This is a genomic window from Nocardia miyunensis NBRC 108239 (assembly GCF_001613065.1).
In the GTDB taxonomy this organism is placed as follows: domain Bacteria; phylum Actinomycetota; class Actinomycetes; order Mycobacteriales; family Mycobacteriaceae; genus Nocardia; species Nocardia miyunensis.
This window is the reverse complement of the sequence record NZ_BDBQ01000050.1, coordinates 21,852-41,489: the sequence shown is the minus strand read 5'-3', so window position 1 is coordinate 41,489 and position 19,638 is coordinate 21,852. Positions and strand designations below refer to the sequence as shown.

Sequence of the window (19,638 nt, the reverse complement as noted above, 5' to 3'; positions counted from 1 at the left end):
CGCCAGACTACGCGGGACGCCCTGTCCTCCAGACCGCCTCGAAGGAGTCGCGGTAGTAGGAGAAGAGACGACCGCCAGGCACGTTCTGAAGATGCTGGACCGGAGACTTCGCAGCGTAGGCGCCGAAACTGTGAGTGTTGACGAGCATCGAATCATCGAATCGATAGATGCTGTTGTACAGCGGAGTTCGATGAGTTCGGATGTCGACCATCGGCAGATCCATCGTTTCGCGGAGGTATTCCAATGTCGACAGACATCGCTGCGGAAGTGACGGCAAACCCTCTTCACGGCTACGGGCGAGGACTTCCGGCGAATCGCTCTCTCCCAGCAGAATACGAATCCGCACCCCGGCATTCGCCTTGATACGAATGACGTTGGCGAAGTCGAGAGACTCGACCAGGAACCCTCCCGCGTATACCAGGACATCGATCTCTTCCCCGGCCTGCCGCATGACAGTTCGCCAAACCTCATGTGGCACTTCGGGCCGAGTCGGCCAGATCTGAACCAACTCCGACAGAGATGCGGCGGCCGATCGGCTGCCCGCAAGCAGTTGGGGCCACAGGTACGTCTCGTCGCGGCCCAGTACGCGGGAAACTTCCAGTCGGAGGCTCGGATGTGGACAGCGATCCTGGGTGATCCATCGCTCGACAGTCTTGGTGCTGACATCGAGCCGTTCGGCCAGAGCATGTTTGGTGAGGTTAGCGGCTGCCATTGCTCCCCTGAGTCGCTCGTTGGTCATGCTGTCAGCCTATGAAGAAGTGTCCCCAAGTGTCCTGATTTTCGGGTTAATTCGTCCCTGTATGTCGCGAGACTCTTGATCTGCCAGAGGTTGCGGGAGTCGAGTGACCTTGAAATAAGAAGTAGGACAGGGAGTTTCTGTGAATTCGTTGGATACCTACGGAATTCGGAGCGGACACGCATCCGCGGTGCCCGAGTCGGAGACTGTTCGGCGGCTGACGCACGGTGTGGATGCCGTGTATCGGACCGAGGCGAACGGGGTGGAAGTCGTCTGGCGGGTCACCCGAGACCAGGCGGGGGCAATCGAGATCATGTTGGTGCGCAATATGTTCGGCGATGCGGAGGAGGCGGTGTTTCCGGTCGGCACCGATCTGGTGGCTGCTCGGGAGCGTCATGCGGCGTGGGATTGGTTGTGGGACAGGGTGCAAGGCGATTTCTGGGCCCGGGTGTGTCCGTGACGCTTCCGGAGCCGCTGGGGCATCGGACGTTCGTCCACGCGGATGGTCTGCTGGCCGAGTTCATGTGTCAGGCGCATCTGATCGAGTTGACAGCCGAGCGTGCTCGACAGCTGAGGTTGATCCATCGGCACCATCCTCCGGATGAATGCGTCGTCCACCTGGAGGCGGCATTGTTGTTGGCTGCCGACGAGGCTCTGTGAATACTCCGTCCCAGTGGTGTTGCCCCTGATGGAGTGCGCTCGAAACGGCCCGAGCGCCAGCTCGGAGTCGGATCATGCGACGCGCTCGCCGCTGGTCGGGGTGCGGAGAATCGCGACGTTCAGTTGCCGGATGATTGCCAATCTGTGAATCGCGGCGGTTGGGTCGTGGTGTCGGGGGTGGTGGTGGGTGACGATGGCGTTATGAGAATCGGGATTCCGCGGGAGGTCAAGCCGCAGGAGGCGCGGGTGGCGTTGACTCCGGCGGGGGCGGGGGAGTTGGGGCGGGATGGGCATGAGGTGCTCGTGGAGGCGGGTGCGGGGGTGGGGTCGGGGTTCTCGGATGCGGGGTATCGGGAGGCGGGGGCGCGGATCGTGGGGTCGGGGGAGGCGGTGTGGGGTGCCGCGGATCTGGTTTTGAAGGTGAAAGAGCCTGTTGCACAGGAGTATTCGCGAATGCGGGCGGGGCAGGTGTTGTTCGCCTTTCTGCATCTGGCCGCTTCACGGGAGTGCACAGAGGCGATTCTGCGTTCCGGGATCACCGCAATCGCCTACGAGACGGTGCGCGGGCCCGGGGGATCGCTGCCACTGCTCGCGCCGATGAGCGAGGTCGCGGGCAGGCTCGGTGCGCAGGTCGGCGCGCAGCACCTGACGTCGCCCAACGGCGGTGCTGGAGTATTGCTGGGTGGTGTGCCGGGGGTGCGCCCGGCCGAGGTGACGGTGCTGGGCGGCGGTGTGGCCGGTTCCAATGCCGCGGTCGTCGCAGTGGGTATGGGCGCGCACGTCACGGTGCTCGATACGAATCCGGTGCGATTACGCGAGCTCGACGCTCGTTTCGGCGGCAGGCTCGCCACCATCGGATCCAATACCGCCGAGGTCGACCGGGCCGTGATCGGCGCGGATCTGGTGATCGGCTCGGTCCTGGTGCCGGGAGCCCGTGCGCCGCAACTGGTTCCGGACACACTGGTGGCCCGGATGCGGCCCGGTTCGGTGCTGGTCGACATCGCGATCGATCAGGGCGGCTGCTTCGAAAGCTCCCATCCCACAACACATGCCGACCCGACCTTCCGGGTAGCCGATTCACTGTTCTACTGCGTGGCGAATATGCCCGGTGCGGTCCCGCACACCGCGACCGTCGCGCTGACCAACGCCACACTGCCGTATGTGCGAGCGATAGCGAGTCACGGGTGGCGGGACGCCTGCCGAGCCGATCCGGGGCTCGGTCAAGGACTGACAGCCGATGCGGGACAACTGTTTTCGGCCGAAGTGGCCAATGCGCACGGTCTGGTCGCGGTCGTCTACCTGCCCAGTGATGAGGCGTGAAACCGATGCTCAGCGACGTCGGCCCGATACCTACAGGTACCAGTCGGGCTCCGGCTCCTCGGGCAGGTGACGCAGTTTGTCGGGATTGCGGACGACGTGGATGGCCGTGATGACACCCCGTTCGACGGTGAAGGACATCACCCCGGGGTAGGTGCCGTCGAAGACCAGCAGTCCGGGTTCGCCGTTGACCCGGACTTCCCGGCCCCACGCCCCCGATGTCGCCCCCCGATACCAGCCGAGGAACAGCTTGGCTATCAGTTCGGATCCGCGCACCGGCCGGCGGACCGCCGGGACCTTGCCGCCGCCGTCGGCGGTGAGCACCACGTTCCGGTCCAGCACGCCCAGCAGTGCGCTCATATCCCCGGTTCGCCAGGCCAGGGCGAAGGCGGAGACCACCTTGCCGTGCTCGTCGGCGCTCGCCGGGAAGCGCGGAGTGCCCTCCTCGACGTGCTTGCGGGCGCGGGAGGCCAGTTGCCGTACCGCCGCCGGGGTACGGCCGACGACCTCGGCCACCTCGGGGCCCGTCATGCCGAATACCTCCTGCAGCACGAATGCGGTGCGTTCGGCGGGGGTGAGCGACTCCAGCACGACCAGCAGCGCGGTGGTGACGCGTTCATCCTGGGTGACGCGGTCGGCGGGGTCGTCATCCGTGCTCACCTGCGGCTCCGGCAGCCACTCGCCGACGTACTGTTCGCGGCGGGCGCGCGCCGACCCCAGCTGATCGAGCGCCAGCCGCCCGGTGACGGTGGACAGCCAGGCCCGCAGATTGTCGATCCGCTCACCCGGCGCGCGATTCTCGTGCCAGCGCTGCAACCGCAGCCACGCCTCCTGCACCACGTCATCGGCGTCGCTGAGACTGCCCAGCGTGCTGTAGGCCAGCCGCCGCAGATACTGCCGATGCTCCTCGAACTGCCGAGCCAGCTCGGCCCTGTCGATGTCGTCGGTCGTCACTGTGCATCCTCACTGCCGTCCCGCGCCTCGTGGCGCGAGCCCATCCGTCGACAGGTGGACGAAATCGCCGCCGGATGTGTGACACGACAATATCCCCGGGCCGCGAACTCACCCGAGCCATCTTTCACGGCCGCGCCTGACAATGTGAAGTCCGGCGACGGGGTTCCTTGCGGCAGACCCCGCGACGACGGCGAACGACACGGGCGATGCGGTGTGGGCTGGGCGGGAACCCGGCCGGTGATGCGCGGTGACTTGCCGCGTTAGTCTCGGTCGGTGGTTATGCGGATGTCGACGGCGGCGGGGTTGGTGCTGGGGTTCGGGCTGGACCGGGCGTTGGGGGATCCGCGGCGGTGGCATCCGGTGGCCGGATTCGGTTCGGCGGCCGCGGCATTGGAGTCGGTGACCTATCGGGACGGCCGGGTGGCCGGGGTGGTGCACGAGGTCCTTCTCGTCGGGGGGACCGCGGTACTGGGTGTGGCGGCCGACCGGCTGACGCGGGGAGAGCGGACGGTCGGACGGTTCGCGGTGGGCGCGGGGCTGACCGCGCTGACGACCTGGACCGTTCTGGGTGGCACGACGCTGGCGCGGACCGGGCGGGCGATGGCCGATCGGCTGGAGGCGGGGGATGTGGACGGGGCTCGCGCGCTGCTGCCGTCGCTGTGCGGGCGCGATCCGAAGGTGCTCGATGCGGACGGATTGGCCCGTGCCGCAGTCGAATCCATTGCCGAGAACACCTCGGACGCGACCGTGGCGCCGCTGGTGTGGGGTGCGCTGGCCGGAATCCCGGGGCTGCTGGCCTACCGCGCGGTGAACACCCTGGACGCGATGGTCGGCTACCGAAACGATCGTTACCGGAAGTTCGGCTGGGCCGCCGCCCGTACCGACGATCTGGCCAACCTGTTCCCGGCGCGGGTGAGCGGCGTGCTCACCGCGGCCCTGTCCCCGCTGGTCGGCGGACGTCCCGCCGCCGCGCTGGGCGCCTGGCGCCGTGATGCCGCGAAACATCCGAGCCCGAATGCGGGCGTCGCCGAATCCGCGATGGCCGGTGCCCTTGGCGTACGTCTGGGCGGGCGCACCCAGTACCGCCACGGCACGGAACTGCGCCCCACCCTCGGTGACGGTCCCGCGCCCCGCGTCGCGGATCTGCGTCGCGCCGTGCGCCTTTCGGAGGCGGTCCAGTTCGCCGCGGCGCTCACCGCTGCCCTCGCTCGACTGCTTTGATCACGATCTCACGAAAGCTGCTGTGGGCCAATAGTATCTGAACTGAACAGATCCGAAATCGTTGCGCGAGAATCTGGTTCGGCGAGGATCAGCACCTCGTCACCGCTGTGCAGCAGGGTTTCCGGGGTGACGGTGACCAGGCGGCCGCGCCGGATGATGACGCTGATCCACAGGTCGTCCGAGGGGAGTTCGGCGACGGTGGTCCCGTCGGCGAACGAACCGGCGGCGACGGTGAAGCGGTGCAGGCTGTCCGGTTCCTCCTCGAAACGGGCGTTCATCGTCCACGGGCGCGGATTTACCGTCTGCAACGGAATTCCCAGTCGCCGGGCCAGAATCGGAACCACGCTGCCCTGCACGATGACCGAGAACGCCACCACAACGAAGATGATCTCGTAGGCCCGCTGGGCGTCGGGAACCTCGGCTCGCAGAATGTAGGTGCCCAGCAGAATCGGCACCGCGCCCTTGAGGCCGGTCCACAGCACGAACAGCCGCTCACCGCGGGCCAGACGCATCCGCCAGATCAGCGCGCCGACCAGTAGCGGCCGGATCACGAGGGTCAGCAGCATCGCGAGCAGCAGTCCGATCCACCACGCGCCGCCGGCGACCACGCCGTGCGGGCCGGTGACTCGAATGGTGAATCCGAGCATGACGAACGCCACGATCTCGCCCAGACTGGCCAGCGCCGAATGGAATCGCTCGATATCGGCGCGGTAGGGCGCGCGCTGCCCGCCGATGACCACGCCCGCCACCAGGACGGCCAGGAATCCGGAACCGTGCGCGAGGGTCGTCGCGCCGTAGATGGCGATCACGCACATCAGTACCCGCAGCGAATACAGTCCCGCTGCCGGAAGCGGCACCCGCCGCATGAACCACAGCAGCCCCAGCCCGCCGACCAGTCCGGCCACCGCGCCGACGACGATCTGCACCGCGAATTCGCCCAGCACCGAGCCGATCGAGTGCATATCGATCCGGCTCGCGCCGAGCAGCACCACCAGCAGGGCGATGCCGACCGGATCGTTGGCCCCCGATTCGCCCTGCAGCACGACCCCGCCGCGCCCGCCGATCTGCCGGCGTCCCAGCACCGAGAACACCACCGCCGGGTCGGTCGGCGACAACGCCGTCCCGAGCAGTAGCGCGATACGCCAGTCGAGCCCGAAGAGCATATGCGCGGCCAGCGCCACCGCGGCGGCCGTCACCAGTGTTCCGGCCACTCCGATCCAGGTGATGGCCCCCGCATTGGCCCGGAAACGCCGCCAGCCGATCTGCATGCCGCCGTCGAACAGGATCACCAGCAGCGCGACGGTGACGATCTGTTCGACCAGCGTGATCGGGATCTTCTCCAGGCCGGGCCAGATGTCCGAGGCCGCCGCGGCGCCGACCAGGAACAACGCGGGCGCGGGAACCGGAAACCACTCGCCGAGGCGATTGGACAGCACCGCCGCCAGACCCACGAGCGAGGCGACCAACAGCGCGACCGCGAACGGCGTCACATCGTTCATCGCCACCGTTCCTCGGGAACGCTCCCGGAACGAGATCGCCGGGTGGTGCTGCGATGTGGTGTGCGCACGGAGGTCCTTTCTCGAATCCGCTGACGAATCCTGTCGACCAGACTTCCCGACACACCTGCGTACAACCTTAACGGTTCATTGATCCGCAACCTGCATCGCGCTGTCCGAATTGCCCGGATCGCGCCGGTTCGCTCACCGCGGACCGGGCCCCGGAATCCTCGGCGGCACACCGCTGATCTTCGACCGGCTCTCTGATCGGCAGGCGTCCGAATTCGGCGGCCTGAGGTCGATGCGCCCGCTGGATCACTTCGCCTGTATCAGTGATCATTACCCGTCGGATCGAACTATGCGGACGTCGATGACGACGGGCACCGCGGTTGCGGAGGCGAGCTGGTCGGGCCCACATGACGCCGACACTTCGAGGCGTCCTGCTCGGGGCGATCGTTCAGCGGCGCATGCCGCCGTAGCGGTCGGCGAGACGTTCGGAGTTGGAACGAACGCGCGGAGTGGACGCCGGTTCGGTTGCGGTGGGGGCGGATTGGGCCGGTTTCGGGGTGTCGTCGGTCGTCTCGGTGGGAGGCGGGCCGGCGGGTTCGGCCGCGGGTGCGGCGGAAGTGGTTGCCGCAGTATCCGGTTCGGTGGGAGCGGGGGCGGAATCGCTCGATGCCGTGGCGCGCTCGCGGCGACGCTCGCGGATCTCGGCGTACACGAAATAGCCGAGGCCGAGCGGGGCCATGACGCCGAAGGCGATCCATTGCAGGCCGTAGGACAGGTAGGGGCCCGCGTCGAGCTGCGGCAGGGGCTGAGGAGTGAACGCGCCGGGCTGGTCGTCGCTCAATTGCAGGTAACCGCCCGCGCCGCCGGTCGGGATCGTGGTCAGCGGGGCGCCGAGCACGGTGGAGAGCTGGGTGGTGTCGATGGAGTACACCTGCCGGTAGCCGTCCTGCGTCATCGGCTCCTTGCCGGGAATGACGCCCTCGGATTTCCGCACCCGTCCCTCGATGTGCTGCTGTCCGGCCGGTGGTTCGGCGATGGACGGCAGCTGGGAGCCGTCGGGTGCGCCGACGAGGCCGCGGTCGACCAGCAGGGCGCGGCCGTCGTCGAGGCGGAATTCGGACAGGACGCCGTAGGCGGGCTTGTCGTTCAACCGCTGTAGCCGTTCGAGCACCGTCGAGCCGGGCACATAGCTGCCGGTGGCCGTGACCCGCCGCCATTCGGTGTCTTCGGCCTTCGGGTCGGCCAGGAACTGCCCGACCGGGACGGGTGCGGCGTCGACCGAGTCGGCGATCAGATTGTTCCGGTGTGAGGTCGAGATGTTCTTACCCAGCTGCCAGGGCGCGAGCACCGTGAAGCACAGGTACGCGAACGCGACGACCACCACGGCCAGAATCGCCCAGCTCGGCCGGAGCAGGAAGGACAGCCGTCGCATCACGTTCACAGCGGATCGCCGTGTCCGCGCGCGCCGCCGGTGGGGTCCGCGGCGAGCTGATCGTGCACCCAGTCGAGCAGTCCGGGTATGGCCGCTTCGATCTTCTCGCGGACGATCTCGAAGTCGTGGTCGTCGCCGTAGTAGGGATCGGAGACGTCGGGCGCGGGGGCGTGCGGATCGAAACTGCGCAGCAGCCGACGCCGGGCCGTGGGCACTCCGAGCCGGGTCAGTTCCCGATCGTGCTGGCTGTCGAGGGCGATGACCAGATCGGCGCTCAGATGGTCCGGCCCGATCATCGCGGCGACGTGGCCGGTCGGGTAGCCGTGGCGAGCCAGGACCGCCGTGGTGCGCGGGTCGGCGTCGGATCCGGCGTGCCACGGGGTGGTCCCGGCGCTGCTCACCCGCACCCGATCCGCGAGCCCGGCGCGCTCGACGTTCGCGACGAAGATCTTCTCGGCCATCGGGGACCGGCAGATATTCCCGGTGCAGATGAATGTCACATGCAGCGCCGATGGCGTGGAAATATCGTGTGACCAGGACGTTTGCGTGGTCACGGGGTCCATCCTGCGAATCTCCTACGATATCGGCCGCGTTCGTATCCCAGTGCGTGGCGACGACGGCTCCACGGCCACGCCGAGCCTGCTCGCCGAGTCTATCGCCTGCCCCGGATGCCGCTTCACCTCGCCGGGGTCACCGCAGCGGTGCCGGTCTGCGCAGCGTGCCGGTCTGCGCGGTGCGCGGAGGCGCGGATCGGACCTCTCGTGCTGAGCATGCGCATCAGATTCTCGGTGACCTGGTCGGAGGGCAGAGAGTCGTCGCGGGCGGCGTGCGGGAGTTGCCCGAGGGGTGGATCCGTCCTGACTGCGACGGTCGTGGCGATCCCGGGCGCGGACCAGGTAGAGGTCCCCATTGGATAACGGCATCGATTCTGACATTTTCATCAGAAATGCCTTGACAAGGAGGATCATCGTAACTGATGATTTGATCAATAACGGTTCCGGAGGTGACGATGACAAGCATCGACGAGGGTCTCGGACGCACGGTCCGGGTCGGTGATCGGGAGATCTTCTACGCCGAGGCCGGTTCCGGCCCAGCGGTGGTGCTGCTGCACGGCGGCGGGCCCGGGGCGTCCGGTCTGTCGAACTACTCGCGCAACGTCGACGCGCTGGCCGAGCGGTTCCGGGTGATCGTGCCGGATCTGCCTGGGTACGGGCGCTCGGAGAAGCGGATCGATCAGTCCGACCCGTTCGGTGATCTGGCGCGGGCGGTCGGCGGGCTGCTCGATGAACTCGGCGCTCCCACAGCACATCTGGTCGGAAACTCCTATGGCGGCGCGGCGGCGTTGCGACTGGCGATGGACCGGCCCGAGAAGGTGGGGCGGATGGTCCTGCTGGGCCCCGGAGGTGTCGGCACCACTCGCGCGCTGCCCACCGCGGGCCTGCGGGCGCTGCTGTCGTATTACGGGGGCAGCGGCCCGAGCCGGGAGAAGCTCACCCGCTTCATCCGTGACTATCTGGTCTTCGACGGCAGCACGGTGGACACCGAGATGATCGAGCGGCGTTTCCGGGCCAGTATCGACCCGGACGTCGTGGCGAATCCGCCGCTGCGCCGCCCGTCCGGGCCGCTGGCGCTGCGCACGCTGTGGCGGATGGATTTCACCCGTGACCCTCGCCTGCGCCGGGCTTCGCATCGCACGCTGGTGATCTGGGGTGCGGCCGACAAGGTCAACCGGCCCGAGGGCGGCCGCATGCTCGCCGACGCGATGCCCGCCTGCGATCTGTACCTCGCCGCCGATACCGGCCACTGGGTGCAGTGGGAACGCGCCGAACTGTTCAACGCCCTGACCGCGTCGTTTCTGGCGGCCGCATGAACGAGCTGCCGCCAACCGGCGCTTCGGTATTCGGCGCGGTGCATCTGGGATATGTTGTCGTGCAATCGAATCGGAGATCCGACTGGCGGCGTTTCGGCGCCGACGCGATCGGGTTGCACGTCGACGAACTCGACGGCGGCGCACTGCGGTTCCGTCTCGACGATCGAACGTGCCGCTTCCTGATCGAACGCGGCCCCGCCGAGGACGCGACCACACTGGGATGGCAGGTCGACGACCACGAGACCTTCGAGCGGATCGTGGCCCGAGTCGCCGATCGCGGCGTGCCGATCGTCGAGGGGACCGCGTCGGAGGCGGCGCTGCGGGGAGTGGAGCGGCTGTGGCGGTTCCCGGGGCCGAAAGCTATTGCGCAGGAGATCTTCACGGTGCCGCTGACTACGCCCGAACCGTTGCGGATGCTCAGTTCCGGGTGGGTGACCGGTGAGGCCGGGCTCGGGCACGTGGCGATCGTCTCCCGCGAACCGGAGGCGATGCGCGATTACTACCGGACCGTTTTCGACTCCCGCCTGTCGGACTACGTCGACGAGAACATCTCGGGGCTGCGGATGAAGATCCGGTTCCTGCGGGTCAACGAACGCCACCACTCGGTCGCGATCGCCAATATTCGCGGAATGAAGATCGATCCGATCCGAACCCGGGTGCAGCACATCAACATTCAGTCCGCGACCCTGGACGATATGCTCGCCGCGTTCGAGCGGGTCACCGAACTGGGATTCCGGATGGCGTGGTCGGTGGGCCAGCACACCAACGATCGCGAGCTGTCCTTCTACAGCGTGACACCGTCCGGATTCGAACTGGAGGTCGGCTGGAATCCCGTCGTGATCGGGCCGGAGCGCGAATCCACCTGGGAGCCGACGACATACCGGGGCATCAGCATCTGGGGACATACCCCGGTGGGGGACACGGTGCTGGGGAAGTTCGCGCAATTCCGTCAGGCTCTGCGGTCCGTGACTACGCCCGAGATCACCGTTCCGCAACTCGCTGAGGCTTCTGCTGGAGCGGGACACGTTGTACCCGTTGTTCATTCACTTCGATCACGCCCCGGAGGAGATCTGCGATGACCGTTGCCGACTACGACGTGGTGGTCGTCGGTCTCGGCCCGACCGGGTTGACCCTGGCGAATCTGCTGGGGCGGCGCGGGGTCAGCGTGCTCGTCCTCGAGCGCGAGCCCGAATGCTACGGCCGGGCGCGGGCGGTCTACACCGACGACGAGTGCATGCGTATCTTCCAAAACGCCGGTGTGGCAGATGAACTCGCGGCGGATATGAATGTCGATTCGAGTGTGCAGTGGGTGCGCGGCGACGGCCGGGTCGTGATCCAGTTCCATCAGACCGACCGGCCGCAGGGGTGGCCGGTGGTGAACTTCCTGTATCAGCCGTACCTGGAGGGTGCACTCGAGCGCGCGCTGGATCGGTATCCGCACGTGACCGTGCGCCGCGGCCGGGAGGTGGTGGATTTCGATCAGGACGACTCGGGGGTGAGCGTCGAGCACGCGCACTGTCCGGGAACCGGATACGGCACTCGCACAGCGGAATCCGATCCGCGCACGGCGGAACGGGTTCGCGCGAAATTTCTCGTCGGTTGCGACGGCGGGCGCAGTGTCGTGCGGACCCGGCTCGGTATCGAGATGTCCGGCACCAGCTTTCCCGAGCGCTGGCTGGTGGTGGACCTGAAAGCGCGGGACGGGGTCGACGCGTTCCGGCATCTGCCGTATTTCGATTTCGTCTGCGATCCCGAATTGCCCGTCGTGTCCTGCCCGCAACCGGATCGGCACCATCGCTTCGAGTTCATGCTGACCGAATCCCAGACGAAACAGGAGATGGAGGATCCGGACACGGTCCGTCGGCACATCGCGCGATTCGTCGACCCGGACGAGGTGCGGGTGCTGCGCAAGCTGGTCTACACGTTCAACGCCGTGATCGCCGACCGCTGGCGGGACGGGCGGATCCTGATCGCGGGCGACGCCGCGCACATGACGCCGCAATTCGTCGGCCAGGGCATGGGGTCGGGCATCCGCGATGCGGACAACCTGTCGTGGAAACTGGCCGCGATCATCGAACACGGTGCGTCCGAACGGGTTCTGGACAGCTATCAATCCGAACGCGCACCGCATGCCAAGGCGATGATCGACTTCTCGGTGTTCAACAAGGCTCTCGTGTCCGTCGACAGCAGACTGCTCGCGGCGGCCCGGGATCTGGCGATCGCCACCGCGCTGCGGGTACCGGGGCTGGGCGGTTGGATCCGCGCCGCGAAAATGAAACCCGCGCCGCGCTTTCGCCGCAACGCCTATCTCGGCCTGCCCCGGCGCGGACTGCGCGGGTCCGAGGGACGACTGTCCCCGCAGCCGGAGGTGCGCACTTACGAGGGTCGCCACTGCCGCCTCGATGATGTTCTGGGCCTCGGGTTTTCGGTACTCGGGTACGGCGTCGACCCACGGGCCGTGCTCGGCGCCGACGACGTCGCCGCATTGCGTCGGCTGGGAACCGAGTTCGTCACCGTCTACCCGGCGGGCGGGCGACCGCAGGGCAGACCGGGTGACGGCCGCACCGGCGGTGACCACCACCTCGACGTCGAAGACCACACCGGCACGCTGGGCCGCTGGCTCGCCAGGGCGGGTGTCCGCATCGGCGGGCTGGTGCTGTTGCGTCCGGACCGATACGTCTTCGGCACCGCGACCCCCGAGGACGGCGGTGCGCTGATCGCCGAATTGTTCCGCCAGCTCACCTGGTCCGCGACCTCCTCACCGGAGATCGCAAGAGCAGCAAACACTCTCGGCGCATGACGGGATCGGCGCTGGTCATGGCCCCCGGCTCGGCGAGGCGCACCGTACCGCGCGGGTCTCGCATTCCGGGACCGCCGCCCGGACCCCGACTCGGCGGAAAGCCTCGAGGACGCACGATGAACAGCGTCTCCTGTACCGACAATATCCGGGGCTGGGCCGGATGAGAACGCCTGCGCGCCGTCGTCTGTATCCGGTCGAGAATCATCGAAAACGTCTGCGGGGCAATGTATCCCGGGTGCCTCCTGGTCCGAGTGCATTCCGGTACCTCGAGCGGCGGCTACAGCTGTGGCTGCGACGGCAATTCGGTCGAGGTGAGTTTCTGGGCCGCGCGCTTGTTCATGCCGAACATGCGCAGAACCCGGAAGGTCATCTCGTCGGTGAGCGCACCCGCGTTGGCGTCCGGGCGGGCGTCGAGCAGTTGCAGCAGCCCGAGCAGCGCCCCGCCCGCGGCCATGATCGCCATGTCCGGATCCATCGGCTCGAACCGGCCCGCTTGCTGCGCGGCGATGATGTCCCGGCGGGCGCGCGGGACCAAGCCCTCCTCGCGCAGCAGTACCGACATGCCGGAGTGCAGGATCACCCGGACCCCTTCGGGGATCTGTCGTTGCAGGCGGCCGGTCATGCGGAAGCTGACCGCGAATACCTCGGCAGGGTCCTCGTAGAGCGCGACGATGCCGTCGCGCATCTCGCTGTATATCTGCAGAATCGAGCGAACGGCCTCGTCGAACAGCTGATCCTTCGACTCGAAGTGGTTGTAGAAGGAGCCGAATCCGACATCCGCGGCGTCGGTGATCTCCTGGATGCTGACCGCGGAACGCCCCTCCGACAGGAACTTTCGGGCCGCGCCGAGCAGCGCGTTGCGCGTGCGCTCACGACGCCGGTCGATGCGGTTGCGTGCTGCGGGCTCCGCGGCCATGGCTCCTTCTTCCATTCGAAATCGTTACGCAAATCATATCTGACAAAAACATCAGACATGACACCTCCGGCTGAAGCAGAATCGATGGCGGTAAGCCCGCAGACTCGAACCGCACCTGGAAAGAGAGGGCCACATGAGCCGTGCACGGCGTATTGATACTCATCAGCACATCGTTCCCCCGAAGTACGCGGATTGGATGCGCGCCAAGGGGATTCGGCCCGGAGGTGTCGACCTGCCGTCCTGGTCGGAGCAGGCGGCGGTGGAGTTCATGGACGATCGCGGAATCGGGACCGGGATTCTGTCGCTGTCCACGCCGGGCGTGTATTTCGGCGACGCGGCCCAGGCCCGGCGCTGGGCGCGCGAGATCAACGAGTACAGCGCCGACCTCGTGCGGCGGCGGCCGGATCGCTTCGGTCTCTTCGCCACCCTCACCCTGCCCGATGTGGAAGGCGCGCTGATCGAGGCCGAATACGCCCTGGACACGCTGCACGCCGACGGAATCGTGCTGCTGGCCAACAACGATGGCCGTTACCTGGGCGATCCCGCCTTCGAACCGCTGCTGCAATTCCTGCATCAGCGTGCGGCCGTGGTGTTCATCCACCCCGGCGAGCTGCCCGCCGAGCCGGTGCCGGGCATCCCGACCTTCACCGCCGACTTCCTGCTCGACACCACCCGCACCGCGCTGAGCCTCATCCTGTCGGGGTCGATGGCGAAATTTCCGGATATCAAATTCATCCTCGCGCACGCGGGCGGATTCGTTCCCTACATCGCGAACCGAATCTTCCTGACCATGTTCGCCGCGAATACCGCTGTGCCGCAGGTGGAATCGGACGACCCCATCGCGGGGCACAAGGCGGTGCTGAAGCAGTTCTACTACGACATCGCCCTGTCGGCCGGTCCCGCCGCGCTGCCGAGCCTGCTCGAGGTCGCCGAACCCGACCACATCACCTACGGCGGTGATTTCCCGTTCGCGCCGCCGGCGGCGGTCGCCTTCATCGACAACGAGTTCGAGAACTACCCGCTGGACGAGTCCGTGCGCGCGAACATCGAACGCGGCAACTGCGAGACGCTCTTTCCTCGGTTGAAGCTCTGACGCAACATCCGAGGCAAGCCGGTCGTCGAGACGACTCTCAATGTGCGAAGTCGGCCGGACTGGTGCTCGAAGTCGTGTGCACGCCTCGGCTGACCACGGTCCGGCGGTTGATGTGCGCCCGCTCGTGGGCCATGGTGTGCGTGAATGGACCACTGGGACTTGTTCATAGATGTTTGGTGAAAAACACGCGTCGGTAGCCGTGGTCGGTGGCGCGGTGTGTTTCGACGAACCCATGGCGGGGGTAGTAGGCGATGTTTTCCGTCATGACTTCGTTGGTGTAGAGCCGGACCTCGGTACGACCGTGCTCGTGTGCACGGGCTTCGGCAAAGTTCAACAGCTGCGCCCCGACACCAGTGCCCTGCGCATTCGGCGAGACGGCGATGTTGTCGAGCAACAGATGGTCAGGCTCCAGCTTCAGTACGAGCAGGCCGACCACAGCGTCGTCGCGTTCGGCGACCCACACATGCCCGACGTTGACGAGCGTGGTGTAGTCCTGCCGCATCGGTGCTGGTTCGGCGCCTATTCGTTCGACGTAGTGCGCGTAGGCAGCGCGAGCCAACTCCGACAGCAGCGCGGCATCGCTCGGACGTGCGGGGCGAATCGTTGTCATCCTTGCAGTCTGATGGGTCGTATTCGGCGTGTCGGGTACGCGGTGATCGGTTCGCGCTACAGGGCGGTCGTGGCCCGGCGGGCCAGGATGGAGGCCACTCCGGCCGCGGCGGCTCGGACCGAGGCGGCGTGGGCGTCGGGACGGAACCGGGTCGCCGGTCCGGTGACCGAGATCGCCGCGAGCGGCTGATCGTCGGCGTTGAGGATGGGCGCCGCGACGCACACGATGCCGAGCGCGGACTCCTCGTACTCGTACGCCACGCCCTGCTCGACGACCTGCGCGAGGTGGGCGCGCAACAGGCCGGGCGCGACGATCGTACGAGGCGTTCGCCGGGGCAGCGGCCCGGCGAGTATCCCGGCGATTGCGGCCTGGTCCGAGTTGGCCAGCAATGCCTTGCCGATCGCGGTGCAGTACAACGGCATTCGCCCGCCGACCCGCGACGGTGAGCGAGCTTGCCGGTGCCCGCCGATCTTGCTGATGTAGACGACCTCGTCGCCATCGAGCACGCCCAGGTGCACGGTTTCCTGTGTGCGGGCGAACAGGTCCTGCAGGAACGGCACGGCGACCTCGAGCAGGGTTCGCTCGGCGGCGGCGCGCATGCCCAATTCGAACAGGCCCCGGCCGAGCCGATAGCCGCCCGGCGACGCCGCGAGCAGTCGCGCGGCCACCAGATCCTGCGCGATCCGATGCACGGTCGGCTTCGCCAGACCGGTCCGGCGGGCCAGCTCGGACAGGCCGACGGCCTGATCCCCGACGTCGAACGCATCGAGAATCCGCATGATCCGGCCCAGCACCGACCTGTCCTGCAGCGGTCGTTCGTTCACGGCATTCCTCTCGGTCCACTCAGTGGACCACTTTACTGTCCGTGCACTGGTCGCGTGGGGTGCACTGGCGTCGAGGACGTACCACCCGAGGAGAGGAAGGAGGTGGGCATGTCCGCCACAACGGACAGCCGCGCCGAAGCCGTCGACGAATCGACCGTGACCGCGGCCGCGCAACGCCTGGCCGCTGCCGCCGCGACCGGCAGCCCCTGCACACCGATTCGAGATCTGATCGGCCCCGACGACGTCGCCACCGCCTATCGGATTCAGGAAGCATTCAACGGCTTGCGCGTCGCTGGGAAGGTGAACGTGGTGGGCCGCAAGATCGGCGCCACATCCGAGGCCGTGCAGACCCAGCTGGGTGTGCACCAGCCCGATTTCGGTGTCCTGTTCGCCGATATGGCCTATGCCGACGGCGACGTCATCGAGATGGGCAGGCTGTTGCAGCCGCGGGCCGAGGCCGAGGTCGCGTTCGTGCTCACCGACGACCTCGCCGAGGGGCCGCTGGACGTGGCGCAGTGCCGCGCCGCGGTCGGCCATGCGGTCGCGGCGCTGGAGGTCGTCGACAGCCGGATCACCGACTGGGACATCTCGTTCGCGGACACGGTGGCCGACAACGCTTCCAGCGGCGTGTTCGTGCTCGGAACCGAGCACCGGACGCTCGCGGAGTTCGAGCCCGTCGAGGTCACCATGAGCATGCGGATCGACGGCGAGGTCGTCTCGACCGGTAACGGCGCGGCCTGCCTCGGCGATCCGCTCAACGCGCTGTCGTGGCTGGCCCTGCGCGCCCGCGAATTCGGTGACCCGCTGCGCGCCGGGCAGGTGATCCTGTCCGGCGCCCTCGGACCCATGCGCCCGGTGCGTCCGGGCTCGGTCGTGGAGGTCGTCATCGACGGCCTCGGCACCGTGTCCGCATCCTTCAGCAATGACCGGGAGGCTAGTGATGAGTGAGAACACCGCGCGCACCAAGGTGGCGATCATCGGGTCGGGCAATATCGGCACCGACCTGATGATCAAGGTCATGCGCCATTCCCGCTTCCTCGAGATGGCGGCCATGGTCGGCATCGATCCGGACTCCGACGGGCTCGCGCGCGCGACCCGGATGAAGGTGCCGACCACCCACGAGGGCGTCGAGGGACTGGTGGCGATGCCGGGCTTCGACGAGATCGAGATCGTCTTCGATGCCACCTCGGCCAAGGCGCACCGGATCAACCACGCCCGCCTGGCGCCCTTGGGCAAACGGATGATCGACCTGACGCCCGCGGCGATCGGCCCCTTCGTCGTCCCGGCGGTCAACTTCTCCGACCACCTCGACGCACCGAACGTGAACATGGTGACCTGCGGCGGACAGGCGACGATCCCGATCGTCGCGGCGGTCGCGCGGGTCGTGCCGGTGGCCTACGCGGAGATCGTCGCCTCGATCGCGTCGAAGTCCGCGGGGCCGGGCACGCGCGCCAATATCGACGAATTCACCGAGACCACCTCGCAGGCGATCCAGGCCGTGGGCGGGGCCGCGCGCGGCAAGGCGGTGATCATCCTCAATCCGGCCGAACCGCCGCTGATCATGCGCGACACGGTGTTCTGCCTGGTCGACGCCGCCGACTCGGACACACACGAGCGGATCCGCGCCTCGGTGACCAAGATGGTCGGCGATGTGGCCGCGTACGTGCCCGGATACCGGCTCAAACAGCAGGTCCAGATCGACCCGATCCCCGCCGACCAGCCGGTGCACACGCTGCTGGCCGACGATGCCGCCACGGTCCCGACGCATCGGGTGTCGGTATTCCTCGAGGTCGAGGGCGCGGCGCACTACCTGCCCGCCTACGCCGGAAACCTCGACATCATGACCTCGGCCGCGCTGCAGGTCGGGGAGCGGATCGCGCAGGACGTCCAGCAGAAGGAGAACGCCCGATGACCACGCTGTTCATTCAGGACGTCACGCTGCGTGACGGCATGCACGCGATCCGGCACCGGATCACCCCGGAGAACGTGGGCCGGATCGTGGCCGCGCTGGACGCGGCCGGCGTCGACGCCATCGAGGTCGCCCACGGCGACGGGCTCGCGGGCGGCTCGGTCAACTACGGTCCCGGCTCCCACAGCGACTGGACATGGATCGAGGCGGCCGCGGCGAACCTGAGCCGCGCCAGGCTCACGACGTTGCTGCTGCCCGGTGTGGGCACGGTCCAAGATCTCCGGCGCGCTTACGATCTGGGCGTCCGGTCGGTCCGGGTCGCCACGCACTGCACCGAGGCGGACGTCTCGGCACAGCACATCGCGACCGCGCGCGAGATCGGCATGGACGTCTCCGGATTCCTGATGATGAGTCATATGGCACCCGCCGCCGAACTCGCCGCGCAGGCGAAGCTGATGGAAAGCTATGGGGCGCACTGTGTTTACGTCACCGACTCGGGTGGGCGGCTCACCATGGACGGTGTGCGCGACCGGATCCGCGCCTACCGCGACATCCTCGACGAGACCACCGAGATCGGTATCCACGCGCACGAGAACCTGTCGTTGTCGGTGGCCAATTCCGTTGTCGCCGTGGAGAACGGGGTCGTCCGCGTGGACGCCTCGCTCGCCGGGCACGGGGCCGGTGCGGGCAATACCCCGATCGAGGCGTTCATCGCCGTGGCGGATCTGCTCGAGTGGAAACACGGCTGCGATGTGTTCGCTCTCCAGGACGCCGCGGACGATCTCGTGCGCCCGCTTCAGGACCGTCCCGTCCGGGTCGATCGGGAGACGCTGACCCTCGGTTATGCCGGGGTCTACTCCAGCTTCCTGCGGCACGCCGAGGCCGCGAGCGAGCGTTACGGGATCGATGTGCGCACCCTGCTCATGGAGGCCGGCCGTCGGCGACTCGTCGGCGGTCAGGAGGACATGATCGTGGATATCGCGCTCACCATGGTCGACGAAAACGTCGCATGAACTGCCCGCATCCGGTGGCCGCTGTTTGCTGTGGACGGCCGCCGGATGCGGATTCCGCACCCAACCCGCATGCCGGATACACGGCGTAGTTCGGATATAACGATCCGATGGCTAACTTGTAGCATCCTGTAATTGCCGCAGCGGCCGGGTTCTAGACTTTCTCAGGTCATCGAGGTTTCCGGAGTGTACGACTCAGGGAGCAGCAATGTCCGATCCGATAGCACCCGTCACCCCGCAGCAGGCACCTGAGCCCGAAGGACGCCATCAGGCCCATGGCCCGTCGATCGGCCGTCCGGCCGCTGCGATCGGAACCGTCGCGGCGGCGGCGTTGTTGATCGTCGCCGGGGTGGTCCAGATTCTGGAGGGCATCTCCGCGGTCGAGGCCGACGATATCGTCGTGGTCGGCCCGCAGTACAGCTACCGGTGGAGCACCACCGGCTGGGGCGTGGTCCACATCGTGATCGGCGCGCTGCTGGTGCTGGTCGCGGCCGCACTGCTCGCCGGGCAGACATGGGCGCGGGTCACCGCGATCGTCTTCGCCTCGGTCTCGATCGTCGCGAACTTCCTCTGGCTGCCGCACAATCCGTGGTGGTCGATTCTGGTCATCGCGCTGGACGCGTTCCTGATCTGGGCGGTCGCCACCTGGGATCGCGGTACCGCTATCGCCTGAGCGCGGAGGGCGGCCACGTAGGGTGGTCGCTGTGCTCGAGGACGCCACGGCCGATCGTGAACCGGAACCCCCGTCGAGGCCCGAACCCGGGCCCGCGGCGGTGCGAGG

The 19,638-nt window shown here is 67.4% G+C and carries 20 protein-coding genes; 12 read left to right on the top strand and 8 right to left on the bottom strand.

What is annotated here, in order from left to right; genetic code table 11:
• Positions 1-7: 7 nt before the first annotated feature.
• Positions 8-739, bottom strand: a complete 732-nt coding sequence (locus tag NM2_RS22035; RefSeq protein WP_067671979.1) for a helix-turn-helix domain-containing protein — start codon at positions 737-739, stop codon at positions 8-10.
• 139 nt (positions 740-878) lie between these two features.
• On the opposite strand from NM2_RS22035, the gene NM2_RS22030 reads away from it, so the two are divergent.
• The 3 genes from NM2_RS22030 to ald all read left to right on the top strand — a co-directional run bounded on the left by NM2_RS22030 (position 879) and on the right by ald (position 2,716).
• Complete coding sequence (locus NM2_RS22030; RefSeq protein ID WP_157121237.1) at positions 879-1,196, top strand: hypothetical protein; 318 nt, start codon at positions 879-881, stop codon at positions 1,194-1,196.
• Positions 1,193-1,396 (top strand): hypothetical protein, encoded by a 204-nt coding sequence (locus tag NM2_RS22025; RefSeq protein ID WP_067672077.1) that lies wholly within the window; start codon positions 1,193-1,195, stop codon positions 1,394-1,396. Before NM2_RS22030 ends, NM2_RS22025 begins: the two co-directional genes overlap by 4 nt.
• A 201-nt stretch (positions 1,397-1,597) precedes the next feature.
• Complete coding sequence (ald, locus tag NM2_RS22020; RefSeq protein WP_067672074.1) at positions 1,598-2,716, top strand: alanine dehydrogenase; 1,119 nt, start codon at positions 1,598-1,600, stop codon at positions 2,714-2,716.
• 30 nt (positions 2,717-2,746) lie between these two features.
• Here ald and sigJ read toward each other — a convergent pair whose 3' ends face one another.
• On the bottom strand, positions 2,747-3,667 hold the full coding sequence (sigJ, locus tag NM2_RS22015; RefSeq protein WP_067671974.1) for an RNA polymerase sigma factor SigJ: 921 nt from the start codon (positions 3,665-3,667) through the stop codon (positions 2,747-2,749).
• Between the two features lie 279 nt (positions 3,668-3,946).
• Between sigJ and NM2_RS22010 the strand changes: the two genes are divergently transcribed.
• Positions 3,947-4,888, top strand: coding sequence for a cobalamin biosynthesis protein (locus NM2_RS22010; RefSeq protein WP_067671971.1), 942 nt, complete (start codon positions 3,947-3,949; stop codon positions 4,886-4,888).
• 8 nt (positions 4,889-4,896) lie between these two features.
• On the opposite strand, the gene NM2_RS22005 is transcribed toward NM2_RS22010, so the two are convergent.
• The 3 genes from NM2_RS22005 to NM2_RS21990 all read right to left on the bottom strand — a co-directional run bounded on the left by NM2_RS22005 (position 4,897) and on the right by NM2_RS21990 (position 8,379).
• A complete protein-coding gene (locus NM2_RS22005) occupies positions 4,897-6,387 on the bottom strand; it encodes a cation:proton antiporter domain-containing protein (RefSeq protein ID WP_067671967.1) in 1,491 nt (496 codons plus the stop codon).
• Positions 6,388-6,841: 454 nt separating this feature from the next.
• A complete protein-coding gene (locus tag NM2_RS21995) occupies positions 6,842-7,825 on the bottom strand; it encodes an SURF1 family cytochrome oxidase biogenesis protein (RefSeq protein ID WP_067672070.1) in 984 nt (327 codons plus the stop codon).
• A 5-nt stretch (positions 7,826-7,830) separates the two neighbouring features.
• Positions 7,831-8,379 carry a low molecular weight protein-tyrosine-phosphatase gene (locus NM2_RS21990; protein ID WP_281182526.1) on the bottom strand — a complete coding sequence of 183 codons (549 nt, stop codon included), beginning with the start codon at positions 8,377-8,379 and terminating at the stop codon, positions 7,831-7,833.
• 455 nt (positions 8,380-8,834) lie between these two features.
• Between NM2_RS21990 and NM2_RS21980 the strand changes: the two genes are divergently transcribed.
• From NM2_RS21980 to mhpA, 3 genes are read left to right on the top strand one after another with little or no spacing between them, the layout of a single operon-like run.
• Positions 8,835-9,695: an alpha/beta fold hydrolase gene (locus NM2_RS21980; RefSeq protein WP_067671955.1), complete on the top strand. Its 861-nt coding sequence runs from the start codon at positions 8,835-8,837 to the stop codon at positions 9,693-9,695.
• Complete coding sequence (locus tag NM2_RS21975) at positions 9,692-10,774, top strand: VOC family protein (RefSeq protein ID WP_084531409.1); 1,083 nt, start codon at positions 9,692-9,694, stop codon at positions 10,772-10,774. Before NM2_RS21980 ends, NM2_RS21975 begins: the two co-directional genes overlap by 4 nt.
• A complete protein-coding gene (gene mhpA, locus NM2_RS21970) occupies positions 10,771-12,495 on the top strand; it encodes a bifunctional 3-(3-hydroxy-phenyl)propionate/3-hydroxycinnamic acid hydroxylase MhpA (RefSeq protein ID WP_067671952.1) in 1,725 nt (574 codons plus the stop codon). The genes NM2_RS21975 and mhpA overlap by 4 nt, the downstream gene beginning before the upstream one ends.
• 277 nt (positions 12,496-12,772) lie before the next feature.
• Here the strand turns inward: mhpA and NM2_RS21965 are convergent, their stop codons facing one another.
• Positions 12,773-13,426 carry a TetR/AcrR family transcriptional regulator gene (locus tag NM2_RS21965; protein ID WP_245718154.1) on the bottom strand — a complete coding sequence of 218 codons (654 nt, stop codon included), beginning with the start codon at positions 13,424-13,426 and terminating at the stop codon, positions 12,773-12,775.
• Between the two features lie 118 nt (positions 13,427-13,544).
• Here NM2_RS21965 and NM2_RS21960 point away from each other — a divergent pair, with 118 nt between their 5' ends.
• Complete coding sequence (locus tag NM2_RS21960) at positions 13,545-14,504, top strand: amidohydrolase family protein (protein ID WP_067671945.1); 960 nt, start codon at positions 13,545-13,547, stop codon at positions 14,502-14,504.
• Positions 14,505-14,667: 163 nt separating this feature from the next.
• Here the strand turns inward: NM2_RS21960 and NM2_RS21955 are convergent, their stop codons facing one another.
• Together NM2_RS21955 and NM2_RS21950 are read right to left on the bottom strand one after the other, a co-directional pair.
• Positions 14,668-15,114, bottom strand: a complete 447-nt coding sequence (locus NM2_RS21955; RefSeq protein WP_067671942.1) for a GNAT family N-acetyltransferase — start codon at positions 15,112-15,114, stop codon at positions 14,668-14,670.
• A 56-nt stretch (positions 15,115-15,170) separates the two neighbouring features.
• Positions 15,171-15,893, bottom strand: a complete 723-nt coding sequence (locus NM2_RS21950) for an IclR family transcriptional regulator (RefSeq protein WP_067672067.1) — start codon at positions 15,891-15,893, stop codon at positions 15,171-15,173.
• A 153-nt stretch (positions 15,894-16,046) separates the two neighbouring features.
• Here NM2_RS21950 and NM2_RS21945 point away from each other — a divergent pair, with 153 nt between their 5' ends.
• The 4 genes from NM2_RS21945 to NM2_RS21930 all read left to right on the top strand — a co-directional run bounded on the left by NM2_RS21945 (position 16,047) and on the right by NM2_RS21930 (position 19,530).
• Positions 16,047-16,886, top strand: coding sequence for a 2-keto-4-pentenoate hydratase (locus NM2_RS21945; protein ID WP_067671939.1), 840 nt, complete (start codon positions 16,047-16,049; stop codon positions 16,884-16,886).
• On the top strand, positions 16,879-17,850 hold the full coding sequence (locus NM2_RS21940) for an acetaldehyde dehydrogenase (acetylating) (protein WP_067671936.1): 972 nt from the start codon (positions 16,879-16,881) through the stop codon (positions 17,848-17,850). Before NM2_RS21945 ends, NM2_RS21940 begins: the two co-directional genes overlap by 8 nt.
• A complete protein-coding gene (dmpG, locus tag NM2_RS21935; protein ID WP_067671933.1) occupies positions 17,847-18,860 on the top strand; it encodes a 4-hydroxy-2-oxovalerate aldolase in 1,014 nt (337 codons plus the stop codon). The genes NM2_RS21940 and dmpG overlap by 4 nt, the downstream gene beginning before the upstream one ends.
• Before the next feature lie 205 nt (positions 18,861-19,065).
• Positions 19,066-19,530, top strand: coding sequence for a DUF7144 family membrane protein (locus tag NM2_RS21930; RefSeq protein ID WP_245718153.1), 465 nt, complete (start codon positions 19,066-19,068; stop codon positions 19,528-19,530).
• The last annotated feature ends 108 nt before the right edge of the window (positions 19,531-19,638 follow it).